The sequence below is a fragment of the Streptomyces sp. NPDC034111 genome, from assembly GCF_055575375.1.
In genome coordinates this window covers 57,654-81,493 of sequence record NZ_JBVIST010000020.1, presented here as the reverse complement: position 1 = coordinate 81,493, position 23,840 = coordinate 57,654, and the positions used below count along the sequence as shown (strand labels likewise).

The window sequence follows — 23,840 nt, the reverse complement described above, 5'->3', positions numbered from 1 at the left end:
CGCGCTGACGACACCTGACCGGGACGGGACGTCCTGGCGCGGCTCCTCGGGCCCGGCCGCCAGGCAGACCTAATCGCGCTTGCAGATGCGGTCGAGGAGGTTGGCGGTGGCGCGCTGGATACGTTCGTCGACATGGCCGGGGCGGTCCAGGGCGGGGGACCAGGCGAAGGTGCCGGAGGCGAAGACCAGGGCGCCGCTGGGGGCGCGGTAGAGGGAGGTCTCCTGGTGGCGGCGGGCGCCCTCGCTGTCGCGGTACGGGGAGTGGGCGAGCAGGATGCGGCGGGTGTGCTCGGGGAGGCTGGTGCGCGGGAAGTAGCGGTCGGCCTCGCCGGCGACCAGGCCGGGGAGCTCATCGCCTTCGTGGGCGCCGGTGGCCTCCCACAGCCAGTGGTCGCCATTACGGACGACGAGGGGGGCCGGCTCGGGGACCCGGCCGGCGTACTGGATGCCCATCAGCCGCTGCTCGGGTTCGCCGGCCTCGCGCCACAGGGCGGGACGGCCCGGGCCCTGGCGCTTGCGGCAGCTGAGCAGCGAGTGCGGGCCCGAGGGCGACGGGGAGAGCTCGACCTGCCAGTACATGGTGTTGGCGGAGAGGAAGACCAGGGAGGTGCCGGTGTCGCGGGCGCGCTCGACGGTGCGGCGCATCGGCACTGTCCAGTATTCGTCGTGGCCGGGGAAGACCAGGCCCCGGTAGCGGGACGGATCGACGCGGCCGGCGTGCAGATCGCGCGCATCGGCGTAGGCGAGGTCGTAGCCGTAGCGCTCGGCCCAGCGGATGAAGTCGTAGGCGTGCCCGACGTGCAGCGGGAGGCCGGCGCCGGCGTAGGGGCGGTCGAAGGAGACGGTGGTGGCGGCGTCCTGTTCGCCGAGCAGGGCGCCCTTCTCGTCCCAGGCGTGGTAGAGGCTGGCGCCGGTGCGGCCGTCCTCCGGGTAGAGGTTGTAGGCCTGCCAGGTGATGTCGGGCAGCAGCAGGAGCAGGTCGGCGGGCTGGTCGTCGCGGACCGTGAAGGGGATGTGGGAGCGGTGGCCGTCGGCCGTCGTCAGGACCGCGACATAGGCGCCGAGCTGCCAGTACGTGGGGACCTGGAGGCGCCAGGACAGCCACCAGTGGTGGCAGGAGACCGTGCGTTCGGCGGCCAGCGGGGTCGGCTGGACGATGCCGGCCAGCCGGGGACTGGTGGTGATCTTGTTGGCGCCGGCGCCGGCGTAGTGGCCGATGCGGTAGATGTCGATGCTGAACGGCTGGGGCGGGTCGACCGAGACCCGGAAGTCGATCGCCTCACCGGGGGCCACCGCGCCGGTGGTGGCGAAGCCCTTGATCTGGCGGTGGACGTCATCGGCGGTGCGTGGCCCGTTGTGCTTGTGGGGGGCGGGCACCCGCAGATCGCCCTGGGCGACGGCGGGGTCGACGTACCAGGGGATGATGCGGCCGGAGTCGAAGTAGTTCTCGCTGCCGCGCAGCCAGGGCAGCGGCCCCTGCCCGAACGGGTCCGTGACCGCGTGGGCGAGGGCGCCCGATTCCCAGCGCCTGATCTGTTCCGTCGCCACCTTCCACTCCCCTCCCGCGTCCCCCATCGGCCGCGGCCCATCGGCTCGGTGCCACGTCCGGCTGAGCGATCCCGGCCGCCCCTCAGCACATCACATTACGCACTCATTCCGTCACCCTTCGTCGTGAATTTAGATGCTGTCTCCCCGAAACACGAACTGGAAGGGAACATTCAGCCGGTGTGGCGGGAGTCAGGCGGGGGCGGGGCAGCCGGCCTGCGCCCCGTCACACCAGCCGGACCGGCTTTTCGGGCCGTACGCCGACCGTCGTCAGCCAGCCGCGGAGCGGTTCGGCGTCCCCGTCGTCGACCAGGCTGAGCACCGAGCGGCCGAGGTCGGCCCGGCGGGCGCCGTCGACCAGCAGCGCCGGGCCGTCGAGCCAGTCCAGGCCGGGGGTGGCACCGGCGGTGTCGACGGCGGCGCAGCAGACCATGGCCGTGACGTGGTCGGCGAGCAGCTCACGGCCCGTACGGGGCGGCTGGAGCGGGAACAGCGGGAGACCGCCCTCGGCCATACCGTCGCCCCAGGCCACGCCCACTGCCGCGTCCTGTGCCGAGTGGCCGCGGGCGGCCTGGCGGACGGCCTCCTCGCGCTCCTCGCGCTCGACCTCCGCGCCCAGCCGGGCGGCGACGAGGTCGCCGGCGCTCTGGTCCTGGACGAGCCGGTCGATGACCCGGGCCAGCGTCGGGCCGGCGGGCGGCGCCGCGGGCTCGTCACCGCGGTGGTCCGCCGGGCGGTGGCCCGTAGGAGTACGGGCCGGGGTGCTGGCGTACGAGAGCGTCGGGGCGGCGCGGGAGCCGGCGGCGGGGGTTGACCCGGGGGCCGCGGTCGCGGAGGGGGCCGACGGGTGCGGGGGCAGCGGGAGGGCGTCGAGGACGCGGTGCAGCCGGGCGGCCTCCAGGCGCCACTTGCGGTCCACGACCTCTTCCGGGTACTGCTGCCAGCCGACCGGTGACCAGTCGGGGCCGGGCTCGGCAGGGCCGCCGTGGAAGAGCCGGGCGGCCAGCAGGGAGGCGGCGCGGTCGATGGCGCCCGGCTCCTCCAGGAGGTCGCAGGCCGGACGCTCGCCCAGACGGGAGGTGAAGCCGTCCGCGAGACGGTCGCGGCGGGAGAGCTCGGTGAGCGCGGAGACCACCCCGGCGTCCAGCCGGCACGGCCACCGGCCCATCCGCCAGGCGGGCAGCGCGACCCGGGTCAGCAGCCGGTCCCAGCCCGCGTAGGCCAGACCGACCTGCTCCTGGGCGACGATCCGCAGGCCGTAGTCGACGGTCTGGGCGCGCTCGGAGGCGGCGGCCGCGACGGCGCGCTCCATGATCATGGCGTGTTCGCGGCAGGCCCTCAGCAGCAGCCGGGCCACCCGGCCGACGAAGCGGAGCGCGGGGCCGCGCAACAGGCCCCGGCCGCGGGCCGCGACCGCGACGGCGGCGTCCAGACCACGGATGAAGCGGCGGGCTGCGGCTATGTCGGGCTGCGCGGAGGGGCCGGTGCCCGCGACGACGGGGGCCAGCAGGGCGCGCAGTTCGGCGACCCGCATCCACCACAGGAACGGGGAGCCGATCACCAGGACCGGGGCCTCGGACGCCCGGTCACCGGCGGAGCGCCCGGCGCGGCGCGGGGGGCCGTGGGCGCGGTGCGTACGGTCCTCCAGCCAGCTGTCGCAGTCCGGGGTGAGCGCTATGGCGGACGGCGCGGGGACCTCCAGCCGGTCGGCGAGGTCGCGGACGAGGCGGTAGAGGTCGGGGGCCGACTGCTCGGAGATCGGCACGGAGGGGCTGAGTGCGGGCCGGGCACGGGCGATGACCGTCGCGACCAGCGCCGCCAGAAGCAGGCTGAGCAGCGCGAGGCCGCTGACGGCCCAGCGGACGGCCGCCCCGGTGGCGCCCGCGCCGAAATGGCCGGTCGCCCGGCCGGCGAACAGCACCACCGCCACGGCCGCGGGCAGCAGCGCCACCGCCAGCGCCGCACTGCGGATCCGCAGCACCGCGAGGGCGCGGGCACGCGCCGCCAGGACGCCTGTTTCCGGACTTGCCACGAGCCTGTACACCCCCTGCTGTCCTGATGGAGCCGGACGGAGAGAACACGGGACGGACGTTGCGAGAGTTGCGCGTTGTAGTGGGTGCGAGCGAGCTCACTCACCACCACTGTGGCACCGGCCCCTGACATCGCAATGCCGGTGAGCCAGTTGCCGGACGTCACCGTGGAAACCGTGCCGCAGGACGGCACGGCGGCCACAGGACGCTTGCGCGGCACCCTAGTTGGGGGTGTTCCTCTCGTCAGCCGGATTCCGGAGCGCTCACTCGATGGAATGGCTTTGGGCAAAGCCGGGAACCGTGGCGGAGGTGGTACGGACCGGGGCCTGCCCAGGTGGCATATGCGCCTTGCGCAGGGGGCTGTCCGGCCCGGTCCGGGGAGGGCTAGGGAGTGTCCGCCGCCGCGTCCGCGACCTTGGCGGCGATGTCCGTACGGTGCTGGGAACCGTCCAGGGAGATCCGGTCCACGGCCCGGTAGGCACGCTGCCGGGCGGTGGTCAGGTCGGTGCCGGTGGCGGTGACGGACAGCACCCGGCCGCCCGCGCTGAGCACCGCGCCGGAGCCGTCGCGCTTGGTGCCGGCGTGCAGGACGTACGCGTCCGGGGCGTCCTGGGCCGCGACGTCGGCCAGGCCCTCGATCGGGTCGCCGGTGCGCGGGGTGCCCGGGTAGTTGTGCGAGGCGATGACGACCGTGACGGCCGCGTCGTCGCTCCAGCGCAGCGGCGGCAGGGCGGCGAGGTTGCCGGTGGCGGCGGCGCGCAGCAGTCCGCCGAGCGGCGTCCTGAGGCGGGCGAGGACGACCTGGGTCTCCGGGTCACCGAACCGGGCGTTGAACTCGATCACCCGCACCCCGCGCGAGGTGATCGCCAGACCCGCGTAGAGCAGCCCGGAGAACGGGGTGCCGCGGCGGCGCAGCTCGTCGACGGTGGGCTGAAGGACCGAGGCCATGACCTCGTCGACCAGCTTGGGGTCGGCCCAGGGCAGCGGGCTGTAGGCGCCCATGCCGCCGGTGTTGGGGCCCTCGTCGCCGTCGTAGGCGCGCTTGAAGTCCTGGGCGGGCTGGAGCGGGACGACGGTCTCGCCGTCGGTGACCGCGAAGAGCGAGACCTCGGGGCCGTCCAGGAACTCCTCGATCACCACACGGTCGCAGGCCAGCGCATGGGCGCGGGCGGCCTCGACGTCCTCGGTGACGACGACGCCCTTGCCGGCGGCCAGTCCGTCGTCCTTGACGACGTACGGCGCCCCGAAGGCGTCCAGGGCCTCGTCGATCTCTTCCGGGGTGGTGCAGACATAGCTGCGGGCGGTCGGGACGGCCGCGGCGGCCATCACGTCCTTGGCGAAGGCCTTGGAGCCCTCCAGCTGGGCGGCCTCGGCCGAGGGGCCGAAGACCGGGATACCGCGGGCGCGTACCGCGTCCGCGACGCCCGCCACCAGCGGGGCCTCGGGGCCGACGACGACCAGATCGGCCTCCAGGCCGGCGGCGAGGTCGGCGACGGCCGCGCCGTCGAGGGCGTTGACCCCGTGCAATTCGGCCACCTCGGCGATTCCGGCGTTGCCGGGAGCGCAGTGCAGCGCGGTGACGTCGGGGTCGAGGGACAGAGAGCGGCACAGGGCGTGTTCGCGGGCGCCGCCGCCGATGACGAGGACCTTCACGGTGGCAGCCTAGACGAGTGCGCCGGGCGGCCGGACGGCGGCCGGGTCCGGGCCGCCGGGGCGGGGCCCGGCCGGAAAGCACCGGAGAGCGCGGGGACACCGTGGGCGCCCGCTGTGGACCGCTGCCGCCCCTGGCAACTCTTTCGGGTGAGATCCCCGGCATCCCACTCTCCGATCCGGCACCACTTCTGGGCGGAAATAGCGTGATCTTGTGGGTGGGTCCAGCCGTGCGGCGGTAGGAAGGGAGCTGCGCGCTACGGCCGTCCCGTATGCCCCCGCGTGCACCGCACGTATCCGTGGAGAGCGCAGAGAGGGAGTGCACGGGTGAGTCAGCCGGAGATGCAGCCCGAGGGGCCCCCTCGGGCGGACGGCCGCCCCGCCCGGCGGTACGGCAGCCGGGGCCGCGGCCGCCGTGATCTGGCCGGGCGGGCCTTTCCGCCCGGCGACTGGGCGGAGCCGGCCGGCCGGCTGGAGGCGCTGTACCTGTGGTCCGAGGAGGGCGCACTGCGCTCCGCCGACTGGTATCTGCACGACCGGCTGGCCAAGCGGCGCGGGGCGCGGGTGCTGCGGCTGGGGGCCGCGGCCGGGGTGACGGTGGGCGGGGCGCTGCCGCTGCTGGACCTCGCCGGGGTCTGGGACGGGGGCGCGCCCTGGGGCTGTCTGTCGCTGCTGCTGGCCGCGGTGTGTGTGGGCTGTGACCGGTACTTCGGGATGACGGCCGGCTGGATGCGGGACCTGGCGACCGCCCAGGCGATCCACCGGCGGCTGGAGGCGCTCCAGTTCGACTGGGCCGTGGAGGGCGTACGCGAGGTGCTGGGGCCGGCGGAGGGCACGGCGAGCGAGGCGGTGGAGCGCTGTCTGGGGCTGCTGCGGCGGTTCAACGAGGACCTGGGCGAGCTGGTGCGGACCGAAACGGCGGACTGGATGACGGAGTTCCGGGCCGGTCCGGTGCCGCAGGCCACCCAGGCGATGGTGCCGTGGGCGGCGCCGCGGCACGAGGGAGCGGGGCCGCCGGGGCGGTTCACGGTGCCGCACCGTACGCGCCCGAACATGCCGCGGCAGCGGCCGCCGGAGCCGGGGCGGTGAACAGCCGGCGCGCTGCCGTACCCCCGGGCGGGGCGGGCCCGCTCCCCCGCCCCCGCCCCGCCCGCTGTCGTTCAGCTGAAGACGATCATGGAGCCCTGCCCCAGGCTCCGGGTGGCGGCCGCGTGCAGGCCCAGCCACACATGGCGCTCCCTGGCGAACGGGCCGTCGTCCAGGGGCACCGCGCCCGCCCGCTCCTCCAGCGAGGTGGGGCCGGCCGGCGGTGCGGGTGCGGCCGGCGGATTGGCCGGATCGATCCCCAGGGACGGCGCGACCAGTTCGAGCTCGCGCAGCAGACCGTGCGAGGAGCCCAGCGGGCCCCCGCCCGCCAGGAGTTCGTCGTTGGCGAGCGGCTGCGGGAAGTCGACCGGGACGTAGGCGCCCGCGTGGTCGTAGTGCCACACCAGGTGCGACTGCTGCGCGGTGGCCTCGAACATCTCCAGCAACTGCTCGTAGTCCCCGCCCAGTTCGTCGACCGGCGTGACCTCGAGACCGCACAGGCGCAGCAGGTAGGCGCGGCGCAGGAAGTGCAGGGCGTCGTAGTCGAAGCCGGCGATCGGGGCCACGTCGCCGGACAGGCCCGGCATGTAGCTGAAGACCGGGACCGGTGGCAGTCCCGCCTCCGTCAAGGCCTTGTCGTAGGCGGCGATCTCTTCGGAGAACGGGTTGTCGGGGCTGTGGCACAGCACATCGACGAGGGGTACCAGCCACAAGTCACATGCCACGGGTGAGGACTCGCTTCCGGTCGGGGACGGGGACACCGGCGCACGTACCGCTACGGGTACGGCCCGTTACGGCCGAGTCGGGACAGCGTAGTGCCCGTTGCGCCATCCGACGAGGGTGACCACCGGGCCTCGGAAGGGCCCGCTATCCGACGAGTGCCAGGGCGTGCTCGTTGTACTCGGCGATCAGCTGCTGGGCGGCCGGCAGGTCGTGGCGGATCAGGGCGTCTGCCAGGGCGCCGTGCCCCTCCCACAGGTGGCCCTTGAGGTCGGGCACCCGGCGCAGCAGCGGCACCGCGAACATCCAGGTCTGGACGCGGATCCGGTCGAGGAAGTCGCTGATGTAGGCGTTGTTCACGATGCTGCTCAGCTCGCGCCAGAACCGCAGGTCGTAGCCGATGAGAACGTCCAGGTCACCGGCCCGGGCGGCGCGCTCGGCCTCCTCGGCCCGGCGCCGGATGGAGATCAGCACCTCGGCGGGGGTGGTGCGCAGCGCCTGGTCGGCGCCGCTGCGGAAGATCCCCTCGATGATCAGGGTGCGGGCCTCGACCATGGCGCGGAAGTCCTCGGCGGTGAAGGCGTGCACCTTGAAGCCGCGGTGCTGTTCGACGTCGAGCAGGCCCTGAGCACACAGGTCGAGCAGCGCCTCGCGCACCGGGGTCGCGGAGACGCCGTACTGCTCGGCGATCTCCTTGACGGTGAAGGGGTGGCCGGACGGCAGCCGGCCGGCCAGCACCTCGTCGCGCAGCGCATCGGCGATCTGCTGGCGCAGGGTGCTGCGACGTATGACTGAGCTGTCTCCGCCGGCGGCCATTGTGTGCGTCCCCTTCGACGTCCATGACCGCGCAGGTGGGAGCGGCCCCCGCCCACGATAGGCGAGGGCCGCGGTGGGCCGCCGGGTGCGTCTGGCCACACCGGGTTACCGGCGGGCCCGCGACGTGCGGGCGGGTGGCTCGGACGGTGGTGTGCGCCGTCGGCGCCGCACACCTGCGGGCAGTGGCTTCAGACCGTGTGCGCGTCCGCCGCCGTCAGGGCCTCGTCGAGGGCGGCCAGGCCCTCCTTGGCCTCGGCCTCGGTGACGGTGCAGGCCGGGACGGCATGCGTACGGTTCATATTGACGAACGGCCAGAGCCCGCCGCGCTTGCAGGCCGCGGCGAATTCGGCCATCGGAGCGTTGGCGGCGCCGGACGCGTTGTACGGCACCAGCGGCTCGCGGGTCTCCTTGTTCCTGACCAGGTCCAGCGCCCAGAAGACGCCCAGGCCGCGGACCTCGCCCACGGACGGGTGCCGCTCGGCGATCTCCCGCAGGCCCGGCCCGATGACCTTCTCGCCGATCTCCGCGGCGTTCTCCACGATCCGCTCCTCGGCCATCGCGTTGAGCGTCGCGATCGCGGAGGCGCACGCCAGCGGGTGACCGGAGTAGGTCAGACCGCCCGGGTAGGGGCGCTGGTCGAAGGTGGCGGCGATCTCGGCGCTGATCGCCACCCCGCCCAGCGGGACATAGCCGGAGTTGACGCCCTTGGCGAAGGTCAGCAGGTCGGGGGTGACGCCGAAGTGGTCGGCGGCGAACCACCTGCCGGTACGGCCGAAGCCCGCCATCACCTCGTCGAGGATGAAGACGATGCCGTAGCGGTCGCAGATCTCCCGGACCCCGGCGAGGTAGCCGGCCGGCGGCACCATGATCCCGGCGGTGCCCGGGACGGTCTCCAGGATGATCGCCGCGATGGACTGCGGACCCTCGAAGGCGATGGTCTGATCCAGGTGCGCGAGCGCGCGCTCGCACTCCTGCTCCTCGGTCTCGGCGTGGAAGGCCGAGCGGTACAGGAACGGGCCCCAGAAGTGGACGACACCCGCGGAGGCGGTGTCGGAGGGCCAGCGGCGCGGGTCACCGGTCAGGTTGATCGCGGCGGCGGTGGCGCCGTGGTACGAGCGGTAGGCGGAGAGCACCTTGGCACGGCCGGTGTGCAGCCGGGCCATCCGGACCGCGTTCTCCACCGCCTCGGCGCCGCCGTTGGTGAAGAAGATCTTGTCGAGGTCCCCGGGGGTGCGCTCGGCGATCAGCCGGGCGGCCTCGGACCGTACGTCCACGGCGAAGCCGGGCGCGATGGTGCACAGCTTCGCGGCCTGCTCCTGGATCGCGGCGACGACCTTGGGGTGCTGGTGACCGATGTTGGTGTTGACCAGCTGCGAGGAGAAGTCGAGGTACCGGTTGCCGTCGTAGTCCCAGAAGTACGAGCCCTCGGCGCCCGCGATCGGCAGCGGGTCGATCAGGCCCTGTGCGGACCAGGAGTGGAAGACATGGGCGCGGTCGTCGGCCTTCACGGCCGCACCGGCGGCCGGATCGGCGGCGGGGGCGGCGGGGTGCTTCGTGGTCACGGTCAGTACCTCGGATCGGGTCGCTCGGGTCCGCCGTGGGATCGGCGCGGCGAACGCCCTCAGACTAGGGATCACGGTCCGCCTGCCGGTACCGACAGTCTGTATGGCGCTCACCACGCCCGCGGACAGAGTGTCTACGGCCTGTAGGAAGCTCCAGCGGGGAGCGGGGCCCGGTCCGGTGCCGCGGCCGGGCCATGGTCAGCCCCCCGGTCGGGCCGCACTCAGGACGGCCGCGCCGCGATGGGAAATGCCGTCCGTCCCGCCCGCCCCCGCCGCCCTGCGGTCAGTTCCGGCCGGAGTGCCGACAGCCCGTCGCGGTAGGTGCTGAATCCCGTGGGCCGTAAGCCGTGGCCGTGCAGCAAGCGGTCCGCCTCGGCCGTCCGTCCGGTGCCCCTGGTGCTTACGAGGATCAGCCCGCTGTCGGCCCGTACCGTGCGGCCGGTCTCCGGGTCCCGGCACAGCAGGGCCGCGTCGCAGGTGAGGCGCTGCCCGTCCGCGACGAAGGTGGCCCGGAGGTGGTCGGTTTCCAGGGCGCGCCCCAGGGGGTCGGGCACCGCGATGCCGTGGGAGCGTTCCAGTACGGCGGCGAGGAAGCGGCGCGGGGCGGCGCCGAGGGCCGCGTCGTCCGGCAGCAGCGGGTGCCGGTGGAGGGCCGTTGCGCCGTGCCGTCCGGTCAGTTTGATCTCCAACTGGCGCGCTCCGTTGTCCGCGTACAGCCGCTCGCGGATCCGGTACCGCGCCCGGCCGCCCTGCCGAGGACCGTGGAAGGAGCGCAGGTCGGGGGTGTCGTAATAGACGGAGCAACAGCGGAACCAGCGGCGCCCGTTGATGCACAGCGCGGCGAACGGGCCACCGGGCCGGCGGCGGTCGGTGAGGTCGGCGGCGAGCGCGCCGAAGATCTCGAACGGGACGAGATAGCTGTGGTCGAAGCGGGCGTGGAGGCCGGCCCGGGCCTGGACGGCGGCGAGCGGCACGGGGCGCGCCGCCATGGCGGCGCGGGCGAGGGCGCGTACGGCGGGATTCACACGGTCTCCTTGGCGGCGGGCGGGGACGGGAGCGTGCGGGGCGGGACCGGAACTGCATTGCGCCGAGGGGGATGTGGCGGTACGCGTACGACGCTCGCCTTGCCCCGAAAGTTCCGCCCACCGGAATCCAACGTCCATCACCGTCAGCTCTCGGACAGTTTCGGTCCGTTGACGGGCCCGTTCCCACCGTCCGCCGGACACCGCGCCGCCTGCCGCCCGGCGGCGGCCGCTGGATATCCTCAGCGCGGGAGAGGGGCCGCGGGCACCCGTGTGTGCGGCACCTGCGTCGGCTCGCTGCCGGCCGGGCACAGACGGGGGAAAGGGCGACGATCGTGGAACAGCCGGGACATGCGGGGCAGCAGGGCCGGCCGGAGCGCAGGGAGCGGCCGGGCGGGCCGGCGCCGCTGGGGCCACAGGACCCACGGCGGATCGGCGCGTACCGGCTGATCGGACGGCTCGGCGAGGGCGGGATGGGGCGGGTGTTCCTGGCCCGTTCCGACCGCGGCCGGACGGTCGCGGTCAAGCTGGTGCGCGCGGAGCTGGCCTGCGAGGAGGAGTTCCGGGCGCGCTTCCGGCGGGAGGTGCGGGCCGCGCAGCAGGTCGGCGGGGAGTGGACCGCGCCCGTCCTGGACGCCGACACCGAGGCCGAGATCCCCTGGCTCGCCACGGGCTATATCGCCGGGCCCTCGCTCCAGCGGGTGGTCGGCGGCAGCGGACCGCTGCCCGAGCGTACGGTGCGGATCCTGGCGGCCGGGCTGGCACGGGCGCTGGGCGCGATCCACGCCGCCGGCATCATCCACCGCGACCTCAAGCCGTCCAATGTGCTGGTCACCATCGACGGGCCGCGGGTCATCGACTTCGGGATCGCCCGGGCGCTGGAGGCGGTGGCCGGCCACGGTGTGACGCATACCGGTGCGGCGGTCGGCTCGCCCGGCTTCATGGCGCCCGAGCAGGTGCGCGGCGAACCGCTCACCCCGGCCTGTGACGTCTTCTCCCTCGGCTCGGTCCTGGCCTACGCGGCAACCGGGCGGCTGGCGTTCGGGACGGCGGAGAGCGCGGCGCATGCGCTGATGTACCGCGTCGCCCAGGAGGAGCCCGATCTCTCCGCGGTCCCGGAGGGGCTACGGGAGCTGATCGCCGGCTGTCTGGCGAAGGACCCCGAACGGCGGCCCACCCCGGCGCAGTTGGTGACCCTGGCGGAGGACGGCGACGCCGCCGGGCCGGGCGCGGACGAGGAGCCGTGGCTGCCGGGGTCGCTGATCGCCCGCCTGGGGCGGCACGCCGTCGACCTGCTGGAGGCGGAGAACCCGCAGGGCGAGGAGAGGCAGCAGGGCGCGCGGCCCGCGGCCCCGGCGCAGACCGCCGGGCACCCCGGTGTGCCTCCCCTCCCCACCACCGTCACACCCGCCCCCGGCAGCGCCCCGCCGTCTCCCCCGATACCCGACAGCCCGGTGCCGTACCCGCCGCACACCGCGCACGGAGCCGACGCCCGCCCCGCCACGCGGCCCGGTGGAACGGTGGCTCCCGCCGCCCCGCCGCGCCGCCGCCGTATCGGGACCGCCGTGCTCACCGTCCTCGCCTTCGCACTCGCCGGAGCCGGTGCGGTCACCGCGTACACGCTGCTGACGGACGAGGGCGGCGTACGGAAGGCGGGCGGCGACGGGAGCGGCGGGACGTCGGCGCAGCCGGCGGCGAACGGCGGGATCCCCGCGGACTACCTGGGCACCTGGGAGGGAACGGTCGGCGACTCGCGCACCAATGTCCGGCGGATGACCGTCACCCAGGGCAAGAAGGGCGAGACCGTTCTGACGATGACGGCCACGGGTGACACCTACCGCTGCGAGTTCGCGGCCACCCTGGCCAGTCCGGGCCCCCCGGTCCGCCTCGGTCCGTCCACCGTCGTCTCCGGTCCGGCCGCCTGCCACCCCGGTGAAGCGAGCACCCTGGAGCTGGTGGACGGCACACTTCGCCGCATCTCCGACAGCGGGCAGGCGGTCTCGTACCGCAAAAAGGGCTGACGGGGCGTCCACTCCCCGATCGTTCCCCCCTCGTAACGATCTGTCGGCCGTTGCGCGATCGGTGCCCGCCTACGCTCGGGGGACGCCTGCTGCCGACTGCGCCTCAGGCGCCGGACGAGACGGGGGAGGGCGCCCGGATGGACGGCCTGTGCGGGCTGGTGGCCGGTGATCCGCAGTGGATCGGCGCGTACCGGCTGATCGGGCGGCTGGGCAGCGGCGGCATGGGCCGGGTCTACCTCGCGCGTTCGGAGGGCGGCCGGACCGTCGCGGTGAAACTGGTGAAGGACGGGCTGGCGGCCGAGGAGGAGTTCCGGGACCGGTTCCGGGCGGAGGTGGAGGCCGCGCGGCGGGTCGGCGGGCAGTGGACCGCCCCGGTGCTCGACGCGGACACCGAGGCCGAGGTCCCCTGGGTCGCCACGGGGTACATCGCGGGCCCGACCCTGAAAGAGGTCGTCGGCAGTGCGTACGGCGGTGGTGCGCGCGGCAGTTACGGGCCGCTGCCCGGTCATTCGCTGCAACGGCTCGCGTACGGGCTGGCCGGTGCGCTGCGCGACATCCACGGCGTCGGGCTGGTGCACCGCGATCTGAAGCCGTCCAACGTGCTGCTGACCATCGACGGACCGCGGGTCATCGACTTCGGGATCGCGCGGGCGCTGGACACGGTCGGCGACCAGACCCAGACCCGCAGCGGCACGGTGGTCGGCTCCCCCAGCTTCATGTCGCCCGAGCAGGTCCAGGGGCACCGGGTCGGGCCGGCCAGCGATGTGTTCTGCGTGGGGTCGGTGCTGGCGTATGCGGCGACCGGGCGGCAGCCGTTCGGCAGCGCCGCAGCGGGCGTCCATGCGGTGATGTTCAAGATCGCGCAGGACGAGCCGGATCTGGCCGGGACGCCGGAGGAGATCCGGGCGCTGATCGAGGACTGCCTGGCCAAGGACCCCGGCGCCCGGCCCACGCCGGAGGAGATCACCGAACGGCTCGGTGCGGCCCCGGCCGGCCCCGCGGCCACCCCCTGGCTGCCCGCCGAGCTGATCGCGCGCCTGGGCCGGCACGCCGTGCAGCTCCTCGACACCGACACCCTGCCCGGGCGCGAGCCGCCGACCCTCACCGTCACCACGACCGCGCCCCGGCCGGCCCCGGCCGCCACCCGGCGCCGCCGCCGCTGGCTCCCCCTCCTCGCCACCGCCGTCGCCGCGGCCGCCACGACCGCCGTCGCCGTCCCCCTGCTCGGTGCCGCGGACGACCGCGCCGGCGCCGTCGACCGTGCCTCCGACATCCCCGCCCGCTACCTCGGCACCTGGTCCGGCCCGGTGCTGCGGGACGGGGCGCCCACCGGACAGCAGCGCCGGTTCGTGATCAGCAACGGCAAGGTCGGCGAGGTGGTCGCCAACAGCACCAGCCTCGGCGCGAACTACGAGTGCCGCAGCGACGCCAAGCTGGTATCGGTCCTCGCACACGACGGGCGCCCAGCGCTGCGGCTGGACACCACGGTCGTACGGTCCGTCCCGGCCGGCCGCTGTGCGGCGCTCGGCGAGCACACCCTGGAGGCCGGCAGCGCCGGCACCCTGCGATGGGCGGCGGCCGGCCGCACCGCGGTACTGCACCGCTCCCGCCCCGCCGACGACGCCGTCCCGGCCGGCTTCCTCGGCACCTGGCAGCACCCGACCTCCGACGGCCACGGCCCCCAGCGGCTGACCCTCCGCCGGGCCCCGGCCGGCAGCACCGTGCTCACCACCCTCGTCGTGGGCCCCGGCGGCCGCCGCTGCACCGCACACGCCGACCTGTACGGGGCCGAGGACGGCGCCCTGACCATCGGCCCCTCGGTCGTCGACCGTCCCACCCCCGGCTGCGACCCGAACAACACCTCGGTCCTCCGGCTCACCGACAACGGCACCCTGCGCCGCACCTTCCTCGGCAACGACGAACAGCCGCGCAGCTACACCAGGGTGGGGCAGCAGGACGTCAGCGGACGTAGGTCTTGAGGATCTCCGTGTCGAGGGTGATGCCGACCGGATCAGGGAGGGTGATCTCCTTGCCGAAGGGGGCCTCGTGGATGTCGAGGTAGCGGCCCTGCTGCGGGTCGGGGTCGGTATGGACGACGACCGCGCAGCAGTCGCGGTCGACGACGAGATAGACGGGAATGCCCGCGGCCGCGTAGGCGGCCGGCTTCTCCACCCGGTCACGCCGTTCGGTGTCCCCGTCGTACGAGGTGATCTCCACGGTCATCAGGACGCCGTCGGGGTCGGCCCACTCGCCCTTGCCGGCGAAGTAGCCGTCCGCGGCCAGCGCTCCGTCGGGCCGCGCCCGGCCCATGCGGTACGCCTCTACCCTCAGACCGCGATCGTCCCCGTACAACCAGAGATCGGGACGATGCTGCATACAGCGCTTCTGAAGCCACTTGACGATCTCGCCGTGATCCCCGTCCGGCACGCACTTCTCCTCAATCCGTCCGCCGATGAACTCCAACGTGACGGTCTCGGGCGCGGCGGAGGCGATCTGCTCGAATTCCTCTACCTGCATGTGAGACGTGCGCTCGGCCATAACCGTCATGCTGCACTCCTTTCAGGTCGAAAGCCAGTGTTGTCAGCCGCGGGCAGAGCCGGGGGCATTCCCCATCGGATCACTCGTTCGAGCACAGGCGGCACGCACAAGGGCCCGCGCGCCGTCGTGTGCTGACGGTGCGCGGGCCCCTGGGGCGAACGGGACTACGACAGGAACGAGTTGATCTCGATCGTCTCGTCGCGGCCGGGGCCGACGCCGATGGCCGAGATCGGGGCGCCGGACATCTCCTCCAGCGCCTTGACGTACGCCTGGGCGTTCTTCGGCAGGTCGGAGAAGGACTTCGCCTTGGTGATGTCCTCGGACCAGCCCGGCAGCATTTCGTAGACCGGCTTGGCGTGGTGGAAGTCGGTCTGGCTGTAGGGCAGCTCCTCGACGCGCTTGCCGTCGATCTCGTACGCCACGCAGACCGGGATCTGCTCCCAGCCGGTGAGGACGTCGAGCTTGGTGAGGAAGAAGTCCGTCAGACCGTTCACGCGGGTCGCGTAGCGGGCGATGACCGCGTCGAACCAGCCGCAGCGGCGGTCACGGCCGGTGGTCACACCGCGCTCGCCGCCGATGCGGCGCAGCGCCTCGCCGTCCTCGTCGAACAGCTCCGTCGGGAACGGTCCGGCGCCCACACGCGTCGTATAGGCCTTGAGGATGCCGATGACGCGGCTGATCTTCGTGGGGCCGACGCCGGCGCCCGTGCAGGCACCGCCCGCGGTCGGGTTCGAGGACGTGACGAAGGGGTACGTGCCGTGGTCGATGTCGAGCAGCGTGCCCTGGCCGCCCTCGAAGAGCACGACCTTGTCGTCGTCGAGGGCCTTGTTGAGGATCAGGGTGGTGTCGGCGACGTAGCCCTTGATCTGGTCGGCGTAGCCCAGCAGCTCCTCGACGACCTGGCCGGCCTCGATGGCGCGGCGGTTGTAGAGCTTGGTGAGCAGCTGGTTCTTGACGTCGAGGGCCGCCTCGACCTTCTGCGTGAGGATCGACTCGTCGTAGAGGTCCTGTACACGGATGCCGACGCGGTTGATCTTGTCGGCGTAGGTCGGGCCGATGCCGCGGCCGGTGGTGCCGATCTTCCGCTTGCCGAGGAACCGTTCCGTCACCTTGTCGACGGTGATGTTGTACGGCGTGATCAGATGCGCGTTACCACTGAGCAGCAGCTTGGACGTGTCGACGCCACGCTCGTTGAGTCCGCTCAGCTCGGAGAGCAGGACCGCGGGGTCGACAACGACGCCGTTGCCGATCACCGGGGTGCACCCCGGCGAGAGGATTCCGGAAGGGAGAAGGTGCAGTGCGTACTTCTGGTCGCCGACGACGACCGTGTGGCCGGCGTTGTTGCCGCCCTGGTAGCGCACCACATAGTCAACGGATCCACCGAGCAGGTCGGTGGCCTTTCCCTTGCCTTCATCACCCCACTGAGCACCGAGCAGCACAAGTGCGGGCACAGGCGTACACCCCTTCCGGGCGGGGCATGTCCAACGTGCGTGGATGGCGCCTGCGTGCGTGTTCACGCGTCCGTCATCGCTAGAGCCGTCGAACCGGTGCCCCGGAATAGACGAAGCCCCTGGCGCAATAGCGCAAGGGGCTCTTGCACCGAGATGCTACCTGAGGAAGGACCGAGGTGTCGGCGCAGCCTTCTGGGCACTCTCCCGTGGACTCCGTTCGGGGGTACCCCCTGCTCGTGGTCATCGACCCGGTCGCCCGCAGTACGGACGGTGAGTCCGTGCGGATCGCGAAGGATGTCCTGTGCGCGGGCGCGGGGGCGAAAATCTGCCTGCCGGAGGGGCCGGAGGAATTTGCCCGGATGCTGGCCCGACGGGGACAGCGGCGGCCGGTGGTGATCGGGGACGACCGGGCGCTGCTGCGGGTCGTGGGGCTGCTGCACAAGGAGCGCGAGCTGGCCGGGGTGCCGCTGTCGATGGTCCCGGTCGGGGCGCCGGCGGCCGTCGCGCTGAGCCGGTCGCTGGGCGTGCCCACGGACACCGTGGCCGCCGCGCGGGCGGTGCTGGACGGCGGGGAGCGGCCGATGGATCTGCTCACGGACGACAGCGACGGGATCGTGCTGGGCGGGCTGCGGATCCCGTGCGGCAGCGACGGGAGCAAGGCGGTCCGACAGGGGACCAGGGCGTATGTGCCGGGGGCGGCCGCCCCGGCCGATCCGCTCGCCCCGTTGGGTGCGAGGGGACCGCGGACCGTACCGGAGGCGTGGGGCGGTGCGGCCGGCGCTGTCGACGGGCAGCGGCCGTGGTGGCGGCCGGCCGCGCGGACCGCCCGTACGGCGCTGGCGCTGCTGGCGCCCACGGCCGGGCGGCGGGCACGGGTCCCGGCCCAGCGGCTGCGGATCGAGGCCGACGGGGTGGTGCTGGCGGATCTGGACCGGCCGGTGCGCGGGGTGTCGGTGGTGCCGGGCGCCCACGCGGGGACGGACGGCACGGCCGGGGCGCGGACGGTGGCCGGCGGCGGTGAGCTGGCCGAGGTCGTGGTGCACTGGCCGGGCGGGGCACGGCCGGTACGGGCCCGGGCGCGGGCGGTGACGGTGTCCGGGGCGGACTTCCACTACCGCGCGGACGCGGTGGTCGGCGGCCCGGTCAGGACCCGTACGTGGACCGTGCAGACGGGGGCCTGGCGGCTCCAGCTGCCGCGGAGCGGGTGAGCGGGGGGCCGTCCGGAAGATCCGCGCAGGCCGGAGAGTGGCCGCTAGGGGGTCTCGTACTCGCTGCGCAGCTGGTCGCGGTGGTCGCGCCAGCGCTGGAGCATCCCGGCGAGCTCCTTCTGCATGAACTCGAAGAAGGCCAGCGTCTCGTTGAGCCGTCGCCCCGCGGGGGAGGCTTGGCCCAGGCTCTCGACGCCGTCGCGCAGGGTGGCCTCCCAGCGGGTGAGGACGTTCTCCCGGCGCGCCAGGGCCTCGTACCACTGGTCGCTGTGGACGCGGTAGCGGTCGCGGCGGGAGCCCGGCTCGCGCTCGCGGCTGATCATGTCGACCTGGGAGAGGTAGCGGACCGCGCCGGAGACCGCGGCGGGGCTGATCTGGAGGCGTTCGCCCAGTTCGGCGGAGGTCAGCACGCCGGAGTCGGAGGCGAGCAGGCAGGCGAAGACCCGGGCGGGCATCCGCGCCATCCCCGCGTCGACGAGTTGGGAGGCGAAGCGCTCGACGAACTGTGAGATCGCTTCCTGGGCGCTCGGGGGGCCGCTCTGCTGTTGCTGCTCGCTCATATCCGCATCATCTCCCCTGATCAGAGCCACCCACCCGACTTTATACGGTTTCTTAACTTCACAAATTTGTGAAACAAGCGTAGCTTCCAAAGCATGACCAAGGCAATCGCTCCCGCTCCCGCGATCCGGGTGAACGGTCTCCACAAGTCCTTCGGGCGGACCCACGCGCTGGACGGCCTCGACCTGACCGTCGAGGCCGGTGAGGTGCACGGCTTCCTCGGCCCCAACGGCGCCGGGAAGTCCACCACGATCCGCGTACTGCTCGGTCTGCTGCGCGCCGACGGCGGCACAGCCGAGGTGCTGGGCAAGGACCCCTGGCACGACGCCGTCGAACTGCACCGCCGTATCGCCTACGTCCCCGGCGATGTGACCCTGTGGCGCAACCTCTCCGGCGGCGAGGTCATCGACCTCTACGGGCGGCTGCATCAAGGCAGCGGCGCGAAGCGCTCCGGCGGTGGCGGGCGACGGGCCGGCCTCGACGCCGCGCGGCGGGCCGAACTCCTGGAGCGGTTCGAACTCGATCCCACCAAGAAGGGGCGGACCTACTCCAAGGGCAACCGGCAGAAGGTCGCCCTGGTCGCCGCCTTCGCCTCCGACGTCGACCTGCTGATCCTCGACGAACCGACCTCCGGGCTCGACCCGCTGATGGAGGAGGTCTTCCAGACCTGTGTCGCCGAGGAGCGCGACCGCGGCCGTACGGTCCTGCTCTCCAGCCATGTGCTGTCCGAGGTCGAGGCGCTCTGCGACCGCGTCAGCATCATCCGCAAGGGGCGGACCGTCGAATCCGGCTCCCTGGGGGAGCTGCGGCATCTGACCCGTACCTCGGTCGTGGCCGAACTCGCCGGCCCGCCCAACGGGTTGTCGACACTGCCCGGTGTGCACGATCTGGCCGGCCAGCCGATCAAGGGCGGTCAGGGCCACCGCGTCCGGCTCCAGGTCGACACCGACAAGCTCGACGCCGTACTGCGCGCCCTCAGCACCTCCGGCGTCCGCAGCCTCACCAGCACCCCGCCCACCCTGGAAGAGCTCTTCCTGCGCCACTACCAGGACGAGCCGCACGGCGAGGTATCCGACGCAGTCGACGTATCCGACGTATCCGCCGAAGGGAGGGGCGCGCGATGACCGCGGCAGCCCCGGCGCTCCCCATCCGCGCCGCCCGACCCCGCCATCTCGCGGGCACCGGCGCCCTGTTGCGGCTCGCGCTGCGCCGCGACCGGGTGCTGATCCCGGCCTGGGTGCTGGCCCTCGGCCTCGTCGTCGCCTCCATGGGGGCGTCCTTCGAGACGCTGTACGACACCGCCGCCGAGCGCCTTGAGCTGGCCGGCTCGATGAACGCCAACGCCTCGATGCGCGCGCTGTACGGACCGGTCTTCGGCGACTCCGTCGGCGGGCTGATCGCCTGGCGGATGGCCGGGTTCGGTGCCGTGCTCGCCGCGGTGATGAGCCTGCTGATCGTCGTCCGGCACACCCGCGAGGAGGAGGAGACGGGGCGTCAGGAGCTGCTGTCCGCCGCGATGGTCGGCCGCCGGGCTCCGCTGACGGCGGCCGTGCTGACGGCGGCGCTCGCCAACGCCGGGCTCGCCGCGCTGATCGCCGGCGGCCTCACCGCTTCCGGTCAGCCGGCCGCCGGTTCGCTCGCCCTCGGCCTGGCCATCGGCGGCACCGGCATGCTCTTCGGCGGTCTGGCCGCCATCGCCGCCCAGCTCACCGAGAGCGCCCGGATGGCCAAGGGGCTGACCGGAGCGGTCCTGGGCGCCGCCTTCGCGCTGCGCGCCGCGGGCGACGCCGCCACCGCCGATGCCCGCTCCCCGCTCACCTGGCTCTCACCCATCGGCTGGTCGGAGAACCTCCGCCCGTACGCCGGCGAACGCTGGTGGGTGCTGCTGCTCTTCGCCGCGGGGGCGGCCCTGGCCGTCTCGGTCGCGTACGCCCTGACCGCCCGCCGTGACCTCGGCATGAGCTTTCTGCCCGCCCGCCCCGGACCGGCGGCCGCGCCGCGCTCCCTGGCAGGCCCGTCCGGCCTGGCCTGGCGGCTCCAGCGCACCACCCTGCTGGGCTGGACGGCCGGCTTCCTGTGCGCCGGCGGGGTCTTCGGCGGGATAGCCGAGGGCGCCTCGGACCTGGTCGGCGGCAACCAGCGGACCCGGGAGATCTTTGAACGGATGGGCGGACAGCAGGAGTTGACCGAGGCTTTCCTGGCCACGATGGCCGGCATGCTCGGCATGGTCGCCGCGCTCTACGCGGTCGGCGCGGTGCTCAGACTGCGCGGTGAGGAGACCGGCGAGCGGGCGGAGCCCGTACTGGCCGGCGCGGTGGGCCGGCTGCGCTGGGCCGCCGGCCACCTGGTCGTCGCGTACCTGGGCACCGTCGTCGTCCTGGCCGCCGGCGGGCTGGCCCTGGGCCTGAGTTACGGCCTCTCCGTCGACGACCCCGGCGGGCAGCTGGTGCCGGTACTGGCCGCCACGCTCTCCCAGGCCCCCGCGGTCTGGACGCTCGCCGGCCTGGCGGTCCTCGCGTTCGGCCTGCTCCCCAAGGCGACCACCGCCGTGTGGGCGCTCGTCGGCGGCTGCCTGACCCTCGGCTGGATCGGCCCCTCGCTCGATCTCCCGCAGTGGGCCATGGACCTCTCCCCCTACAGCCACCTCCCCAAGCTCCCGGGCGCCGAGGCCACCGCGGCCCCGTTCGTCTGGCTGCTGGCGCTGTCCGCGCTCTTCGCCGTCGTCGGGCTGGCCGGCTTCCGCCGGCGCGACATCGGCTGATCCCGGGCGGCGGTTCCCCGTGAACCGCCGCACCCCCATACGTACGCCGCCGGAGCTGTAGCGGACTCCGGCGGCGTACTTGTGCGCACAGACGGGCACGGACGGACACGGCGGCGCATCCACAGGGTGTGGACAGAGCACACCTGGCGACCGAAGGCCAGTCACTCCCCGCGATTTCACCTGACGGGGTGATAACCAGGAGTAACCATAGAGCAGTGCGTGATCTCGTTGTTACTTTCCGTACGCACGGTCGTGATCACGACCCGCGGCATCGGAGGGGACCATGCGACGTATCACCACCAAGATCGGCATGCTCGCGGCGGCAGCGCTGCTGGCCGTCACAGGCGCCGGGCCCGCCCAGGGACAGCCGGCGAGCGACGCCACGCACCGCACCACGGCCGGCTCCGCGGCCTACTTCGTGATGACCGATGTCACCCGCGCGGAATTCGTCATCAAGCTCACCGACCCCCGCAAGATCCAGCACGCACGCGACCTCCTGAACGGCACGACCAGGTCGGAGCCGCATGTCATCGGCAGGATCGAGAAGCGCTCCGCGCCGTACAACTGGCGCTGGAGCTTCCACCTCCGCCCGGAGACGATCGACTTCTTCGACTTCGCCATCGAGGTCTGCGACGCCACCACCCCGTACGTCGAAGAGCATCTGGACGAGGCCGGCGGCCCCTTCCTGCCGGGGCTGATCTGGTGCCCCTGGAGCTCGCACCTGGTCCGGGAGATCCCTCAGCCGTAAGGCCGGCGTGCCGGGGCCGCTGCCCGATTCCGCGGCGGCGCTCAGCCGCCCGGCGTCACCAGCCGCGCCTCGTACGCGAACACCGCCGCCTGGGTCCGGTCGCGCAGCCCCAGCTTCACCAGGATCCGGCTGACATGGGTCTTCACGGTGGACTCGGCGACGACGAGATGTTCGGCGATCTCCCCGTTCGACAGCCCCTGGGCCACCAGCACCAGGACCTCGGTCTCGCGTTCCGTGAGGTCGGCGATGCGTTCCTGGGCGGGAGCCCTGGGGGTACCCAGACGGGAGAATTCGGAGATCAGGCGCTTGGTGACGGTGGGCGCGAGCAGCGCCTCGCCGGAGGCGACGATGCGCACGCCCTCGGCGAGCTGGCCGGCCGAGGCGTCCTTGAGGAGGAAGCCGCTGGCCCCGGAGCGCAGCGCCTGGTAGACGTACTCGTCGAGGTCGAAGGTGGTCAGCACCAGGACCTTGGCGTCCGCGTCGGCCGCGACGATCTCCCGGGTCGCCTCCAGCCCGTTCATCTCCGGCATCCGGATGTCCATCAGCACGACGTCCGGCTTGAGCACGGCGACCTTGTGCACCGCCTGACGGCCGTCGACGGCCTCCCCGACGACCTCGATGTCCGGCATGGCGTTGAGCAGGACGGAGAAGCCCTCGCGGACCATCACCTGGTCATCGACGATCAGTACCCGGATCATGCCGTCCCCCCAGTGGTGGTCTCCCCGGCCGCATGCGACACCGGGATGAACGCCGCGACCTCGAAGCCGCCGTCCTCGGTCGGGCCGGCGGTGATCTCGCCGCCCAGCATCTGTACCCGCTCACGCATGCCCAGCACGCCATGGCCCGCGCCCGGCGACGGCTTGGCCAGCCGGCTCGGGGTCCCGTTGACGATCCGCAGGCCGATCCCGCCCAGGACGTAGGAGATCTCCACCCGGGCCTCGGCGCCCGGCGAGTGGCGCAGTGCGTTGCTCAGCGCCTCCTGGACGATCCGGTACGCGGACAGCTCCACGCCCTGCGGCAGCGGGCGCGGCGCACCGGTGACCACCGCTTCGACGACCAGTCCGGCGCCGCGAACGCTGTTGAGCAGCGAGTCGAGGCTGGCCAGCGTCGGCTGCGGGGCCTCCGGGTCGCGCTCCGCGAAGGCGTCCGGGTCCTCGGAGCGGACCACGCCCAGGATGCGGCGCAGTTCGGTGAGCGCGGCGACCGCGTTCTCGCGGATCGTCGCGAAGGACGTGGCGAGCTCCGGCGGGGTGTTCTCGACCCGGTACGGAGCCGCCTCGGCCTGGATGGCGATGACGGACATATGGTGCGCGACCACATCGTGCAGCTCACGGGCGATGGTGGCGCGCTCCTCCAGCAGCGTGCGCCGGGAGCGCTCCTCGGCGGTGGCGGTCAGGGTCTCGACGACCTGCCGGCGCTCCTCGCGCCAGGCGCGGACGGCGGCGGCGGCGAGCAGCACCACCCCGCTGAAGAACGACACCGGCGCCAGGTCGCTCGTGTCGCGCCCGGCGAGCGCCGTCACGGCCGCCCCCACCGCAATGGTGACCAGCCACATCTCCACCGCCAGCCGCGGCCGGGTGCGCAGCACCACCAGCACCATCACGGCCAGCAGAGTGGGGTAGCCGAGGCCTCCGAAGACGCTGCCGTACGGAGAGAAGACCTGCTCGGCGAAGACCGACACCACGAAGGCGACCAGCGCCAGCCAGTAGGCGCCCACCGGTCGGAAGAGCGTCACCGTCGGCGCGACGGCGACCACCACACAGAGGCCTGCGGTCAGGACGCTGCGCACCGGGCCGAGGTCGTAGCCGACGGTGAGGGACGCCAGGAAGACGCACACCGAGAAGAAGCCGACGGTGAAGTGCGGCAGCCAGCGCGCCCAGTGGCGGATCCGCTCCGGCAGCCAGGGCACCCAGCGGGACACCTTGGCGTCCTCCAGCGGCGGCATCGGGCGGAAGGCGAAGGCGTCGACGAACAGGTCCTGGCGCAGCCGGTGCAGCGCCCCATGGGCTATCCGGGCCTCTGAACGCAGGGTGCTCTGCGTCTGGGTCGTCTGTTTCACGCTGACAACGGTAAGCAAATGCAGCGCCACCGGCGTCCCCACCAGTGGGGATTTCCCGGCGTCCG

General features: G+C 73.2%; 19 protein-coding genes. 7 read left to right on the top strand and 12 right to left on the bottom strand.

Annotated features, from left to right (window positions below; all coding sequences use genetic code 11):
• Positions 1–69 precede the first annotated feature (69 nt).
• The 3 genes from ACZ55A_RS31320 to purD form a co-directional block, all read right to left on the bottom strand.
• A complete protein-coding gene (locus tag ACZ55A_RS31320; protein WP_468847204.1) occupies positions 70–1,548 on the bottom strand; it encodes a N,N-dimethylformamidase beta subunit family domain-containing protein in 1,479 nt (492 codons plus the stop codon).
• Between the two features lie 223 nt (positions 1,549–1,771).
• Positions 1,772–3,577: a hypothetical protein gene (locus ACZ55A_RS31315; RefSeq protein ID WP_468847201.1), complete on the bottom strand. Its 1,806-nt coding sequence runs from the start codon at positions 3,575–3,577 to the stop codon at positions 1,772–1,774.
• 382 nt (positions 3,578–3,959) lie between these two features.
• On the bottom strand, positions 3,960–5,228 hold the full coding sequence (gene purD / locus ACZ55A_RS31310) for a phosphoribosylamine--glycine ligase (RefSeq protein ID WP_468847198.1): 1,269 nt from the start codon (positions 5,226–5,228) through the stop codon (positions 3,960–3,962).
• A gap of 324 nt (positions 5,229–5,552) precedes the next feature.
• Between purD and ACZ55A_RS31305 the strand changes: the two genes are divergently transcribed.
• Complete coding sequence (locus ACZ55A_RS31305; protein ID WP_468847196.1) at positions 5,553–6,314, top strand: SLATT domain-containing protein; 762 nt, start codon at positions 5,553–5,555, stop codon at positions 6,312–6,314.
• A 71-nt stretch (positions 6,315–6,385) separates the two neighbouring features.
• On the opposite strand, the gene ACZ55A_RS31300 is transcribed toward ACZ55A_RS31305, so the two are convergent.
• The 4 genes from ACZ55A_RS31300 to ACZ55A_RS31285 all read right to left on the bottom strand — a co-directional run bounded on the left by ACZ55A_RS31300 (position 6,386) and on the right by ACZ55A_RS31285 (position 10,434).
• Entirely contained in the window at positions 6,386–7,036 is a 651-nt protein-coding gene (locus ACZ55A_RS31300; RefSeq protein WP_468847193.1) for a hypothetical protein, read from the bottom strand.
• A 142-nt stretch (positions 7,037–7,178) separates the two neighbouring features.
• A complete protein-coding gene (locus ACZ55A_RS31295) occupies positions 7,179–7,847 on the bottom strand; it encodes a GntR family transcriptional regulator (protein WP_468847191.1) in 669 nt (222 codons plus the stop codon).
• Positions 7,848–8,035: 188 nt separating this feature from the next.
• Positions 8,036–9,409, bottom strand: coding sequence for an aminotransferase class III-fold pyridoxal phosphate-dependent enzyme (locus ACZ55A_RS31290; RefSeq protein ID WP_468847188.1), 1,374 nt, complete (start codon positions 9,407–9,409; stop codon positions 8,036–8,038).
• A 221-nt stretch (positions 9,410–9,630) separates the two neighbouring features.
• Entirely contained in the window at positions 9,631–10,434 is an 804-nt protein-coding gene (locus ACZ55A_RS31285) for a VTC domain-containing protein (protein WP_468847185.1), read from the bottom strand.
• 332 nt (positions 10,435–10,766) lie between these two features.
• Here ACZ55A_RS31285 and ACZ55A_RS31280 point away from each other — a divergent pair, with 332 nt between their 5' ends.
• Positions 10,767–12,452, top strand: a complete 1,686-nt coding sequence (locus ACZ55A_RS31280) for a serine/threonine-protein kinase (RefSeq protein WP_468847182.1) — start codon at positions 10,767–10,769, stop codon at positions 12,450–12,452.
• A gap of 137 nt (positions 12,453–12,589) precedes the next feature.
• A complete protein-coding gene (locus ACZ55A_RS31275) occupies positions 12,590–14,431 on the top strand; it encodes a serine/threonine-protein kinase (protein ID WP_468847180.1) in 1,842 nt (613 codons plus the stop codon).
• On the opposite strand, the gene ACZ55A_RS31270 is transcribed toward ACZ55A_RS31275, so the two are convergent.
• Both ACZ55A_RS31270 and ACZ55A_RS31265 read right to left on the bottom strand, forming a co-directional pair.
• A complete protein-coding gene (locus ACZ55A_RS31270; protein ID WP_468847177.1) occupies positions 14,412–14,999 on the bottom strand; it encodes a Uma2 family endonuclease in 588 nt (195 codons plus the stop codon). The two genes, ACZ55A_RS31275 and ACZ55A_RS31270, sit on opposite strands and share 20 nt — an antisense overlap.
• A 155-nt stretch (positions 15,000–15,154) precedes the next feature.
• Entirely contained in the window at positions 15,155–16,441 is a 1,287-nt protein-coding gene (locus ACZ55A_RS31265; RefSeq protein WP_468847175.1) for an adenylosuccinate synthase, read from the bottom strand.
• A gap of 206 nt (positions 16,442–16,647) precedes the next feature.
• Between ACZ55A_RS31265 and ACZ55A_RS31260 the strand changes: the two genes are divergently transcribed.
• Positions 16,648–17,649 carry a diacylglycerol kinase catalytic domain-containing protein gene (locus ACZ55A_RS31260; protein WP_468847172.1) on the top strand — a complete coding sequence of 334 codons (1,002 nt, stop codon included), beginning with the start codon at positions 16,648–16,650 and terminating at the stop codon, positions 17,647–17,649.
• 44 nt (positions 17,650–17,693) lie between these two features.
• Here the strand turns inward: ACZ55A_RS31260 and ACZ55A_RS31255 are convergent, their stop codons facing one another.
• Positions 17,694–18,209 (bottom strand): GbsR/MarR family transcriptional regulator, encoded by a 516-nt coding sequence (locus tag ACZ55A_RS31255; protein ID WP_468847169.1) that lies wholly within the window; start codon positions 18,207–18,209, stop codon positions 17,694–17,696.
• A 93-nt stretch (positions 18,210–18,302) separates the two neighbouring features.
• Between ACZ55A_RS31255 and ACZ55A_RS31250 the strand changes: the two genes are divergently transcribed.
• The 3 genes from ACZ55A_RS31250 to ACZ55A_RS31240 all read left to right on the top strand — a co-directional run bounded on the left by ACZ55A_RS31250 (position 18,303) and on the right by ACZ55A_RS31240 (position 21,716).
• Positions 18,303–19,331, top strand: a complete 1,029-nt coding sequence (locus ACZ55A_RS31250; protein ID WP_468847166.1) for an ABC transporter ATP-binding protein — start codon at positions 18,303–18,305, stop codon at positions 19,329–19,331.
• Positions 19,328–20,968, top strand: a complete 1,641-nt coding sequence (locus ACZ55A_RS31245; protein ID WP_468847164.1) for an ABC transporter permease — start codon at positions 19,328–19,330, stop codon at positions 20,966–20,968. The genes ACZ55A_RS31250 and ACZ55A_RS31245 overlap by 4 nt, the downstream gene beginning before the upstream one ends.
• A 283-nt stretch (positions 20,969–21,251) precedes the next feature.
• Entirely contained in the window at positions 21,252–21,716 is a 465-nt protein-coding gene (locus ACZ55A_RS31240; protein ID WP_468847162.1) for a BP74-related protein, read from the top strand.
• A gap of 41 nt (positions 21,717–21,757) precedes the next feature.
• Here ACZ55A_RS31240 and ACZ55A_RS31235 read toward each other — a convergent pair whose 3' ends face one another.
• Together ACZ55A_RS31235 and ACZ55A_RS31230 are read right to left on the bottom strand one after the other, a co-directional pair.
• Positions 21,758–22,414, bottom strand: a complete 657-nt coding sequence (locus tag ACZ55A_RS31235; protein ID WP_030989251.1) for a response regulator — start codon at positions 22,412–22,414, stop codon at positions 21,758–21,760.
• Entirely contained in the window at positions 22,411–23,775 is a 1,365-nt protein-coding gene (locus ACZ55A_RS31230) for a sensor histidine kinase (RefSeq protein ID WP_468847159.1), read from the bottom strand. The genes ACZ55A_RS31235 and ACZ55A_RS31230 overlap by 4 nt, the downstream gene beginning before the upstream one ends.
• Between the last annotated feature and the right edge of the window lie 65 nt (positions 23,776–23,840).

Excerpts from the sequence above, each read along its gene's own strand:
- ACZ55A_RS31295 (WP_468847191.1), bottom strand. The coding sequence starts at position 7,847 with ATGGCCGCCGGCGGAGACAGCTCAGTCATACGTCGCAGCACCCTGCGC.
- ACZ55A_RS31275 (WP_468847180.1), top strand. The coding sequence starts at position 12,590 with ATGGACGGCCTGTGCGGGCTGGTGGCCGGTGATCCGCAGTGGATCGGC.
- ACZ55A_RS31270 (WP_468847177.1), bottom strand. The coding sequence starts at position 14,999 with ATGACGGTTATGGCCGAGCGCACGTCTCACATGCAGGTAGAGGAATTC.
- ACZ55A_RS31255 (WP_468847169.1), bottom strand. The coding sequence starts at position 18,209 with ATGAGCGAGCAGCAACAGCAGAGCGGCCCCCCGAGCGCCCAGGAAGCG.
- ACZ55A_RS31250 (WP_468847166.1), top strand. The coding sequence starts at position 18,303 with ATGACCAAGGCAATCGCTCCCGCTCCCGCGATCCGGGTGAACGGTCTC.
- ACZ55A_RS31245 (WP_468847164.1), top strand. The coding sequence starts at position 19,328 with ATGACCGCGGCAGCCCCGGCGCTCCCCATCCGCGCCGCCCGACCCCGC.
- ACZ55A_RS31240 (WP_468847162.1), top strand. The coding sequence starts at position 21,252 with ATGCGACGTATCACCACCAAGATCGGCATGCTCGCGGCGGCAGCGCTG.
- ACZ55A_RS31235 (WP_030989251.1), bottom strand. The coding sequence starts at position 22,414 with ATGATCCGGGTACTGATCGTCGATGACCAGGTGATGGTCCGCGAGGGC.